This is a genomic window from Butyrivibrio sp. (genome assembly GCF_024699075.1).
The window spans coordinates 1-11,838 of sequence record NZ_JAILQF010000166.1 but is presented as its reverse complement, the minus strand read 5'-3'; the positions used below and the strand labels follow the sequence as shown (position 1 = coordinate 11,838).

Below are 11,838 nucleotides of genomic sequence, written 5' to 3'. Positions count from 1 at the left end.
CCGTTCTGACGAGCAGCTTCCATCATATTAAGAGTTCCTCTTATATTGATCTCTTCATAAATAAGTGGCATCTCGATAGAACGAGGTACTGAACCCCAGGCTGCTTCGTGGCATACATAGTCAACGCCTTCTGTTGCCTTCATACAAGCATCGAGATTCCTGATATCATCTTCGATGAAAGTGAAATTAGGGTTATCCATGAATGGATTTAAATTCTCTATATGTCCTGTTGAAAGGTTATCAAGTACGCGTACTTTATATCCCTTTTTAAGAATAGCTTCTGTAATATTGCATCCGATAAATCCTGCACCACCGGTAACAAGAAATGTACTTCCCTCTGGGAAGGTTAACTGTTCGTAACTCATTTTTGGCATTGCTCCTTATAATCTAAATCTAATTATAGTCATAATCGCTAAAATATTATACCACACAAGTCAAATCGGTGCTCAAGCCTAAAGCCAAATGACATATATAATCCAAAAGCTTGCCTTTCACTTCGTCCGGTCTGCGCTTTTGGATTATATATGTCATTTAGCTTTTATTTTGTAGCACCTTTCAAGGGGAGTAGAGCTTCGCTAAACATCAATATTCCAGATAAATTTAATCAAAGTTTCATCCGATAAATAGAGTGCTAAATTGTACATTTTCATTTTTAAAAATCAGGAGGTTTTTGTAATGAGGAATAGAGTTCTTAGATGTTTGAGTGCTTTGGTAGCTATAGTCTTACTATCGGTGTCTGTTTCTATAACTTCCAGAGCAGAGCTGGCAACACATTATGATGATGTAGAAGACTTCTATTTAACCGCGTATAATCTGTATATCGAGCAAGGTGGTTATGGCAGTGTTGGAGTACATGCTACCAATTATGTGAGCTACTATATCGTTGGAGCTCATAGTTCTAACACCTATGTTGTTCTTAAAGACGCAGGTGAGGGTTTCGATCTTGAAGTTCATGTAGGAATAGATGAAACAGCTAATGAATTTACTGTTTACATTTATTTAGACGGCTCAACAGATTATCATAAAGATCTGTATGTCGGAGTTAAGGAAGTCTATACCTACAATCCGGATTCCGAGCTTGATACTACTACTTTAGTAACATCTATTCAGGTTCCTTATATAAACAGTACTGTAGGTATTCTTGCACTTGCTAACGACAATAAGTGCGGCTTCTTCTATACAGCAGAAGATCTTCCTATAGGACAGTTTAGTGTATATGCTGACAATGGCCAGATGAGAGTTCTTCAGCTTGGAGAAGCTGTAGATACAGGTTCCGGCATCTATGTAACTGTTAATACCACAACTGCAGGAACTATACATATTTCAGATAGTGATAAGACAGCCTTGCAGCTGTTTGGCATAAATGGTCTTATACTTAACGGAGTAATTACTCCTTGGCCGTGATAGCCGGTAATACAATAATAAAAGGTATCATCATTGTAAGAAAATAAGTATATCTGAAATCCGCCGCAACAGGTGTTGCAATAAGAACAGTACATACTCCAAAGAATGTAAAGAGAAGGGGCATAACAATGCCTCTTTTCTTTTTGGACAAAATAATTCCTATAGATATGCATAAAAGGAAGAATGTTGATCCCATACAGTATAGTATTCCGTATCCAGGGAGCATATCAGCAAGCTTAATTCCTATCTCTCTTGTCTTAAGCCATATATTAGCCGGAAGTCCCCATATAAGCCACTTTCTCTCTATCCCGAGTGCATTATCACAGACTCCGTCATTTTCAGCTACGACATAGTTATCTTCACCTTTAGGATTATCAGGATACCAGTATCCGTAGGTCATATTCTTATATTCATCTATATAGAGCCCTGGATATTTAAGCCCTGTTCTAACCCAAAGCCCTGCATACTCCCATATATGTTCTTCAAGATATTCAGGATCTCCTGCCTTAAAAAGTTCCTTCATATTATCGGCAAAGTCGTAGGCATAAAGTTCATGAATATAAGTTGTATCAATTATCTTATCTACCATCTGGGTGTCTTCTGCCCCGAGATCCTTATCTTCTACAAGTACTCTGCAAAATAGCTGTATCGGAATAGATAAAGATTCTACGAAATCCGCCTGAACTACTCCGAAAGCGCTCATAACAGGAAACCTTATCACAAGGATTGTTATAAGAGAAAGGCCCCATGTGATAAGCATTCGCTTTCTGTATTTAATCACCTTAAAGCACCATACGCACATAAATGGAATCATAAGAATAAATGCATATAATCCATTACTTCTGTAAAGTGCTGCCCCAACGCATGCAATAAAGTGAATAATGAGATTATATATCTTAATTCCATCCTCCCCCTTAACAAATACTCTTATAAAGCTTGCACTAAAAAGCATGATAAATCCTGCAAACAAAACATCTTTCCACACAGTAACCATATATACCCACTGGAATGGAATAAGTGCAAAGAAAGCAAGTGCAAGATACACCCACTTAATTTTAAGTCCTATAAGCTTCAATGTATTCATGCTATATGCCACTATCAGCGCCATAAGGATCATCTGAACAAGTGTATAAAAGCCTATCGCTGTATTGATATTACCTGTTATCGCATATACAGGGCGAAGGCATATGCCTATAAGGAGTGTATGTGCTATTGGATGATGATTAGATAAAGAAACAAGCCCAAGTGTCTGCTCTATTTGATTGATGCTATCAGGTGTTATGATTCCCGGATATTCATATAGATAGCCCGGAAGCCAAAATATGATACAGAGTATAAAAGAAACAAGAAATACTCTTTGGGATAAAAGATGTTTTATTCTGGATACATTGCCTTTATCGCTATCTATTGCAGTTACATTTTGAAACATAAAGTGATTAGCTTCTCCAGATCTATACCATGTATATACTGCATTGACCGAGTGATAGAACAAGAAGAATAAACCTGAAAATACAACAAGCAGTACAACAACCTGAAATAATCTGTTGTCGTACTGCTCTTTAATCTCATCATAGTTATAGAAAGTGTATAAAAATCCAAAAACTGCTGATGTTATAAGTGAGAGGATACTTTGAGTTTCCTTAGAATACCTCATTTCATTTACATAAAGCATATACAAAGCAGCCAGAAACACTACTCCTATAATATTCTGCGCTCCAATTCCTGCAAGGCTTTCAAAAGCCCATATTGAAATAAAGGCTTGCAAAAATGCTATAGCTTTATCTTTATTATTCATATTGTCCTCATGTCTAAAAATTTTCTTATAATCTTACAGCCTTATATAATTATCCTTTATTCTGTGAAGAGCTTCATAGTCTCTCCTTCTGTCTTCACTTACAAAGAATCCTTTATCCTTACCTATAGTAACTTCTTTAAGATCCTCAGCCTCTCGTATATCTCCAGGATGAAATAACATTTCGTAATCCCACTCTTCTCCATCTCTTTCAGATCTTTCTTTCATAATCTTTTGACCTTCTTTCAAAAGAGGGAGAGCATTTTCATATCTCATCGGGAAGAATACACCCACAAAAAGATGCTTCTTGAGTCTGCTGAAAAACTTGGGATATCTGTGTTTATTTCTCCATGCAAAAAAATCAAGTATAAGAACTTTAAGCACATTCAAAGGCCTAAAACCCACCAGTTCTTTCCAGTGTGCCAGATACATGGACAGCTCTTCACGTGGAACTCTAACATATGTAACCTTTAAATGTTCTTCTTTGATTACATCACACATTGCATCAAATACCACCGGTATCATGTGGTAATGGCCATGTCCATCAAGTCTAAATCCATCTTTGCACCATGGCTTTAATGCAAGTATCTGCGCTCTTATCTCCTTAGCAAGCTGCGCCCTGTATTTATTGCGTTTATGCGGAAGCATGTAAGAAGCAATACAAAGGCGGCCAAAAGATATATCAAAAATCCCCTCCTTATTTACAAGAAGCGGAATCTGATCTGCAGGGCTTATAGCTTTACCTTCGTAAAAATTAATATGTACTGTAAGTCGCATATCAGGAGCTTCCTTAATGAGTGTTTCCATACATTCATTAAGATATGGGCTGTTAGTAAGAACACTTACTCCATTCAATACACCTTCATGATAGCAATCAAGAATTCGCCTGCTTTCTCCTGGAAACATGGCATAGTCATCTGCATGAAATTCAATCATAAAGTTCCTCTATATTTCTTCATTTCTATTATCTTCTATTTTCTCAATCAAGTACTGTGGTCTATGCTTTGATTCAAAATAATTCTTTCCTATATACTCTCCTATTATACCAATCGCTATAAGCTGAAGGGCTCCCAATATCCATATGGATAAAACAATTGTTGTATAACCACTAACGTTAACTCCATGTATCCAGTCAACAAGCGTTATTATAACAACTATTACACTTATAGCCAGGACCAAAAGTCCCAGGTAGAAAATATAATGTATTGGAGAAATAGAAAAAGAGGTAATACCATTAGCCGCAAGAGACATCATCTTTTTGAGCGTATATTTGGACTTACCAGCTGCGCGCTCCTTAACATCAAAATGAACTATAGATGACGGAAACCCAAGTGTAGGGATCAAACCTCTCAAGAATATATTAACTTCTCTATATTCTTTGAGCGCCTTAAGAGCTCTTGAAGATAGAAGACGATAATCTGCATGATTGGCTATTGTAGTACTACCACATATCTTCATTATTTTATAAAAAAGCTGAGATGAAAACTTTTTGAAAAGCCCATCTGTATCTCTCGAATTGCGAACACCATATACGATATCAGATCCTTTTTTGTATTCTTCCAAAAAAAGATCAATAGCATCTATATCCTGCTGTAGGTCAGCGTCAATAGAAATAGCACAGTCACATCTATCTGCTGCATAGTGATATCCTGCAAGAACTGCTGCCTGATGCCCAAAATTACCCGAAAAATGAATGCATACAATTCTTTCATCCTTCTTGTGAAAATCACTACACATAATGCCTGTTGCATCACGTGAGCCATCATTCACAAGAACAATTCTACTGTCTCCATCTATACTTCCATTATTTATTAATTCTTCATATTTTGTAAGAAGCTGGGATACAGAATCTTCAATACATTCTTCCTCGTTATAACAAGGAACGATAATATACAGTTTCATTATACAAATCACCCCTTACCCTGAGATCAAAAAACACATATATATGCTGTATCATCACGTATTATAACCTGACTCTCCTCATCAAAGTAATCCCAGTTTATACCCGCAAAATATTCTTTATATATATCATCATCCATTGCAACTTTCTCAAAGCTACGACCAGAAATATTTCCTGCAAAGTCAGTATAATAAGCACAATACTGAAGGAATGTCCAGGTATAATCGCTATAACATCTACGATTAATAGCACCTCTGCAAAAGTTGACCTGATCATAAAAAGGCGAAGAATCTGTGTCATTAACAGGTGCAATCTTATTAACAGTTATTCCTGTCTCTTGTTCATAAGCTTCAATAGTATTAAATATTCTTTCTGCGTATATACCGTCAAGTGTCTCACTTACCAAACGATTTTCGATTATACACTGTATAAAAAAGACGTTAAAGAACACATATAAAGCAGGCATAAAGTACAATATCTTTTTAATTCCTTTGGACAAGATATTTTTTTCATCTTCTTCAGTAATAAAAAATATCATGATCAATATATGCATGCTTTGAGCAAAATAAAGAGTAGAAACCGTTCTCGCTATAAAAGTTACAGGATCCGATGCTATCTGGACTAATAAGGCAAGTATTATCAAAATTACCTCTACCAGTAAAAAGGCTCCTAGTTTGCCCCATTTTTTACCTTTAATACACAGTGTAATAACTACTATAAATGTAACTATAAATACAACTAAAGGTACATATACTCCCGGGGTAAGACCAAGATTTGATGAGACAAGCTCTTTTACAGATGATGCAATATTTGAAGCATACTGGCTCAGACTATATCCTACTGCCGGACTTTTCTCCTGATATGACTCTATCCCAAAACCGGCTAATATTTCCTGTACTAAAGGTCCTGTTACATAATTAAGCACAAACAAAATCATAGGTGGAGTTGCCTTTAATAACTCTTCCTGTATAAGTTTCAAAGAAAAAACACCCTTATGTTCTAAATATATATATACGCCTATGCAAATGGTAGCTATAGGGCAAGCCATCTGATAGAACATAGTCATACACATAAAAAAGATAATGGAAAGAATAAGCTTTTTTTGAGAAAGGAAATAAATCCCAACTCCCATAAATAGAAAAGCCAGGGCAAAAACGTAAAATGTCTCTGTAAAATAAAAGAACTCGGTAAATAGTACATTTATAAAAGAAAGGCTAACAGCCGAAAGTATCGCAAAACGAACTACGACTGATTCGCCCTTCAAAGGACAGATGCGTATAAATAAATTCAGATATACTAACTGAAGTAATAAAAGTGTTACACAAAGTGAACAGATAAAAAGTAATAGATTCAACCTAAAATGGCAGGCAGGAAGAAATCCTGTAGCATTAATAAACCATTCAATTATGGCAGCTAACCATCTGTAACAGTCAAGACGAGCCTTAAAAGTAGAGGAAGGATCCAGAGCACCCCAGAGAGTATCACTGTTAGCAAAAAAGCTTCTATAAAAACCTCCATAAGCTAAAATCAGTAATAAGAAATCGCATATAAATAGTTTAGCCGTAAACGGTGTTATTATACTAATTCTATCTTTGCCAGAGCTTTTGCTTTCAGTAATATTCATCCCCCCTATATCGGCTCTCATGTCTCTCCCTCCAGTTATGAATTCCTTATTACAGTCTCCAGTAATCAAATTCAGGTTTTGTAAAATTATTCTTATCATAAATTCCCTTAATATCAAGGAATACCTTAGTACTGTGCTTAGGATTATAGAATCCGGCAATATCTTTAGCAGTAAATGGTGTGAACTCCTGATGTGCTACGGCTACGATAACTGCATCCATATCTTTAAGTGCATCCATAGAATCAAAATCTATACCATATAGGCGCTTTGCTTCATCTGCATCAGCCTCAGGATCTATAACTACGGGAGTAATTCCGTACTCGCCAAGTTCGTTATAAATATCAATAACCTTGGTATTACGTGTATCAGGGCAGTTCTCTTTAAATGTAAATCCAAGAATTGCAACCTTAGCGCTCTTAACAGCTATGTCATTAGCTATAAGCTTCTTAACACAGTTCTCTGCTATATATTTACCCATGTCATCATTGATACGACGGCCAGACAAAATGATCTGTGAATGATATCCAAGTTCTTCTGCCTTATACGTAAGATAGTAAGGATCAACACCGATACAGTGACCACCTACAAGACCCGGTTTAAAGTTAAGGAAGTTCCATTTAGTTCCTGCTGCCTTAAGTACTGCCTGAGTATCGATTCCCATACGATTGAATATCATTGAAAGCTCGTTCATGAAAGCAATGTTAATATCACGTTGGCTGTTCTCAATAACCTTAGCAGCTTCTGCAGTCTTGATATTCTCTGCTTTATATACACCCGCAAGCGCAACAAGGCTGTAAACCTTAGCTACAGTCTCAAGAGTTTCTTCATCCATACCGGATACAATCTTAGTTATAGTCTCAAGTCTGTGAACCTTATCACCTGGATTAATACGTTCAGGTGAATAGCCAACCTTGAAATCAACTCCGCACTTAAGACCTGATTCCTTCTCAAGGATAGGTACACATACATCTTCTGTTACACCAGGATATACTGTTGACTCATATACTACGATAGAACCCTTTGTAAGATGCTTACCAAGAGTATGACTAGCACTCTCAACGGGTGTAAGATCAGGTGTATGATCATCATTAACAGGTGTTGGAACAGCCACAATGTGGAACTTACACTCTTTAAGTTTTTCAGGATCAGCTGTGAATTCTACAGAGGTCTCCTTAATAGCATCGTTACCAACTTCTCTTGTTGGATCGATTCCCTTTTTGTAAAGCTCAACCTTTGCTGCATTAAAATCGTATCCTACAACTTTGATCTTCTTAGCGTATGCTACTGCTATGGGCATTCCTACATATCCAAGTCCTACAAGAGAAAGTTTTTCTTCTCCTGAAAGGAGTTTTTCATATAAATCCATGATTTAAACCTCCGAGATTTATTATATAATGCGATGATAGCTATAAAAATATGTTTTCCTATCATCAATTTTTTATTTAGTTACATTTATATATGAACGTGAACATTATACCCTAAATAAAGTAAATCTCCAACATTCACAGAATACAAATGTTCATTTTTACAGCACACATCATTATAACTCAAATAATATAAAACACCAACTTTTTATCCATATTACCACTTTTTATGGTACTCTTATAAGGTCAAAACAGTTTAGTTTGCGGCATATTTATCTTCTACAATATAGCTTTATGGCGCTTTCTAAAATAAAAGGGGAGACTAAAATTGAAAAAGAAATCCAACATACTTTTTACTTTTATTATTTATACATTCCTGTACATTATCATAATGACTTTCCTTTATCATTTTTTCAAAATGCAGGGAAAGAGTCTTGTTTATAACGGTGATGGCTGGCGTCAGCATATAAGGTCCATGGAATATTACTCAAGATGGCTTCACGATCTACTAGCAGGTATCTTTACAGGTGCTGACATGCCAGGAACATATGCATTCTCTATAGGATATGGAAGTGATATCATATCAACTCTTGCATATTACGGAATTGGTGATCCTCTGGTCCTTCCTGCTGCATTTATAGATTCTTCAAAGATAATATATCTATATAGCGCACTAATACTTATTCGCCCTTATCTTGCAGGATTATCATTCCTTCTCTACTGTCACACAAGGATTCACTATAATCGTAAGATATCTTCAGATTATTCTGCTCCTCAAGTTCCTGTGATCATAGCTTCTGCTATATCCTATTCTTTCTGTGGGGTGGTTATTTATATTGGAATGCTGCATCCTTTCTTCGTAATACCACTTGTAGTATTCCCTCTTATCCTCACAGGAATAGAAAGATATCTGTATGACAACAAGCCTTCACTGCTTATCTTTGCTATCTTCATTTCAGGAATAAGTAACTATTACTTCTTCTATACGCAGGCTATTCTTGCAACTGCCTACTTTATATTCAGACTATCTTATATTGTACAAAAGCGTTCCAAGAATCCTGATTTATTTACAGATCATAAATCTTTATTTAAGAACGAATCTTCTTCTATGTTCGGTCTATCAGTATTTTTAAAGGCCGTCGTATATGTCATTACAGGAATTGGAATGTCATTTATAACTCTTCTCCCTGTTATGATACAGTTCACACAAAACTCTAGGAATGGAATAGAATATGCAAAAGGACTATTCTATAACATTGATTATTACAAGATGCTCTTTGCTAACCTGCTTGGTTTTTATAACAATCCGGCAAATGATACAGAGCTTGGCTTGTCCGCTGCTCTTATTGCGGGAATCATCTTTATGATAATAGTAAAAGATCATAAGCGTCTTAAGCTCACATGGTTTTTGACTATAATCTTACTTATATTCCCTTTATTTGGTAAGATTTTCAACGGCTTTTCTTATTCTAATAACCGCTGGAGCTATGCTATAGCAATGCTTGCAGGATGGACACTTGTAAGTGTATTTGATGATATAAAGAAATCATCCAAAGTGCAGATAATACTGGCATCTGTTATTACTTTGGCGCTTGTATTTACGGAATACAAATTGGGATATCTTGTAACAGATGATACCCCTATTAAACGTAATGTTGTATTCTCTATAGTCCTTATATGTATCTGTATAGCTTTAGTATTAATGCTTAGATCCAAATTTAAGATTGCAGGTATACTTGTAATGGCTATCGCCATCATATCTGTAACAATGAATATAAATTTCGGTTATTCCAGCGCACAGGCATCATTCCCCCAGGAATTCTTAGATAGTATGAATCCTGAAGAATATACTGCTGCATCTATGAATACTGAAGTTTCATACGTGGATAGTGCTGTAACATCAGATAGTAACCAGGGAATATCCGATAACGGTATTGGACGATATAGCGGAATAGGCAAGACTCTATCTCTTAATTACAATGCTTCAATGCCTTATGGCTATTCATCAACACAGTTTGCATTCTCACTTGCTAACGGTTACATATCTTCGTATCTTAATAAACTTGGTATATTTGAAGATCAGAGCTTTGCTTATTTCGGGCTTGATGACAGATTTATCCCTATGGCACTTGCCAATGTACGCTATGACTGTGCTAACGGATATGATGATGGCCAGTATATGTATGTACCATACGGATTTGCAGAAATGACAGAATTGTCTGCTGACGCTTATCCTCCTGCTATCAAGGTGTTTAAAAATGTCCTTCCATTATCAGCAGGAATCACATATTCAGGATATATTACTGAATCAGAGTTTGAAGAAATGAATCTGGCACAGCGACAGGAAGCTCTGACACAGGTAGTAGTACTTCCAGATGATGTTGCTGCCACAATAGACAGCACATCTATTACTAATACTGATGTGACATATACCTATCAGGATCTTCCTTACACTATTACTTCCTGTGAAGGAGTTACGATTACTGATGCTTCAGGTAATGACCTCTCATCATCAAGTGGTGTAACCGAACTAAACGATCTTAGAATCGAAGCTCAAAGTGGATCATCAATTACACTTACATTTGATGGTCTTACAGGCTGTGAAACTTATCTGTCATTCAATGACTTTTATGGCAATCATGGTACAGATGCCGTCATGCAGGTTCAGTTTGAAGCTTATAATGGTGAGAGCTTAGTAACATCTAAAAAACTTAACTACTATACTGAATACTTTGCTTTCAGAAGTGACTGGCATGACTACCTTGTAAACTTTGGTTATGCATCATCTGCTACATCCATAAAAGTAAACTTCCTAAGCGAAGGTTCATACTCACTTGATAAACTGAAAGTTGTATGTCAGCCTGCAGAAACAGCTGTCGCCAACCTTTCAGCACATCTCCAGTATCAGATAACTGATACTGACCTGCATCTAAGTAATGCGTCTTATGCTACAGATACTATAACCGGTAACATTACTACGGATACCGATAAGTTAATGCTTATAAGCATCCCTTACAGTAAGGGATGGAGCCTTATGGTAGACGGAATTAAAACAGAGCTATATCAGGCAGACATCATGTATATGGCAGCCTACGTTCCATCAGGAGATCACTCTATAACATTAAAATATGAGACACCAGGGCTTAAAGTAGGCGCACTAATATCTATCCTATGTTTTATGATCTGGCTCCTGGTAACTATTATTCCTATTGCCAAAGAAAATAAAAAAGCAAACTGAACTAGCGCTAAAATACATATAAATAATCCTTGGATACCCTATTAGTTTTATGTATCCAAGGATTTTTATATTTTTATATTTACATCTTTATTCTTTTTATTTTTTCAGATTTTGTTTAGCCATATCTTCAGCAACAATCCGCTCTCCGGTTTTATTTTTTAACTGTTCCTGTGATGCTGCAGACAGACCATTATTTATGGCGGCATTAAAGTCACATGTACTACATCTGTCAAGCTGTTCTTTAGTTACTTTACCATCACGATAATCTCTTACCACTTTAAGTTCGTACATGCTGTACTTCTTCTTTTTCCAGAATCTGAGAAACTTATGATGGATAACCCAAAGAGCAGGCTGCCATATATACTTATGCATAGTTGGTGATACTGAGCCGATCATCCAACAGTTCCTGTCACAGTGGCGTACTTTATGCCTTACTTTCTCAGCATCTTCACTGTTCCAAAGTTCATCCCATGTCTGTGTATTAAGATTACCCATAACTTCCTTGTCTTTAGTTCC

The 11,838-nt window shown here is 36.2% G+C and carries 9 protein-coding genes; 2 read left to right on the top strand and 7 right to left on the bottom strand.

Annotation, left to right across the window (positions count from 1 at the left end; all coding sequences use genetic code 11):
- A partial coding sequence (locus tag K6G87_RS06520; RefSeq protein WP_296835141.1) for a GDP-mannose 4,6-dehydratase occupies window positions 1–365 on the bottom strand: 365 nt, incomplete at its 3' end.
- Window positions 366–675: 310 nt separating this feature from the next.
- Here K6G87_RS06520 and K6G87_RS06515 point away from each other — a divergent pair.
- Window positions 676–1,404 (top strand): hypothetical protein, encoded by a 729-nt coding sequence (locus K6G87_RS06515; RefSeq protein ID WP_296835139.1) that lies wholly within the window; start codon window positions 676–678, stop codon window positions 1,402–1,404.
- On the opposite strand, the gene K6G87_RS06510 is transcribed toward K6G87_RS06515, so the two are convergent.
- The 5 genes from K6G87_RS06510 to K6G87_RS06490 are packed head-to-tail and all read right to left on the bottom strand — an operon-like array spanning window position 1,388 to window position 8,086.
- Window positions 1,388–3,199 (bottom strand): DUF6020 family protein, encoded by a 1,812-nt coding sequence (locus K6G87_RS06510; protein WP_296835126.1) that lies wholly within the window; start codon window positions 3,197–3,199, stop codon window positions 1,388–1,390. The two genes, K6G87_RS06515 and K6G87_RS06510, sit on opposite strands and share 17 nt — an antisense overlap.
- A 33-nt stretch (window positions 3,200–3,232) precedes the next feature.
- Entirely contained in the window at window positions 3,233–4,132 is a 900-nt protein-coding gene (locus tag K6G87_RS06505) for a ChbG/HpnK family deacetylase (RefSeq protein ID WP_296835124.1), read from the bottom strand.
- Window positions 4,133–4,141: 9 nt separating this feature from the next.
- The gene (locus K6G87_RS06500) at window positions 4,142–5,098 is read right to left on the bottom strand and encodes a glycosyltransferase family 2 protein (RefSeq protein WP_296835122.1); all 957 of its coding nucleotides are present in this window, start codon (window positions 5,096–5,098) and stop codon (window positions 4,142–4,144) included.
- 26 nt (window positions 5,099–5,124) lie between these two features.
- Window positions 5,125–6,741 carry a glucosyltransferase domain-containing protein gene (locus K6G87_RS06495; protein WP_296835121.1) on the bottom strand — a complete coding sequence of 539 codons (1,617 nt, stop codon included), beginning with the start codon at window positions 6,739–6,741 and terminating at the stop codon, window positions 5,125–5,127.
- Between the two features lie 28 nt (window positions 6,742–6,769).
- Window positions 6,770–8,086, bottom strand: coding sequence for a nucleotide sugar dehydrogenase (locus K6G87_RS06490; RefSeq protein WP_296835119.1), 1,317 nt, complete (start codon window positions 8,084–8,086; stop codon window positions 6,770–6,772).
- Window positions 8,087–8,412: 326 nt separating this feature from the next.
- Here K6G87_RS06490 and K6G87_RS06485 point away from each other — a divergent pair, with 326 nt between their 5' ends.
- A complete protein-coding gene (locus K6G87_RS06485; protein WP_296835117.1) occupies window positions 8,413–11,322 on the top strand; it encodes a YfhO family protein in 2,910 nt (969 codons plus the stop codon).
- Between the two features lie 96 nt (window positions 11,323–11,418).
- Here K6G87_RS06485 and K6G87_RS06480 read toward each other — a convergent pair.
- A partial coding sequence (locus K6G87_RS06480; RefSeq protein ID WP_296835115.1) for an SPASM domain-containing protein occupies window positions 11,419–11,838 on the bottom strand: 420 nt, incomplete at its 5' end.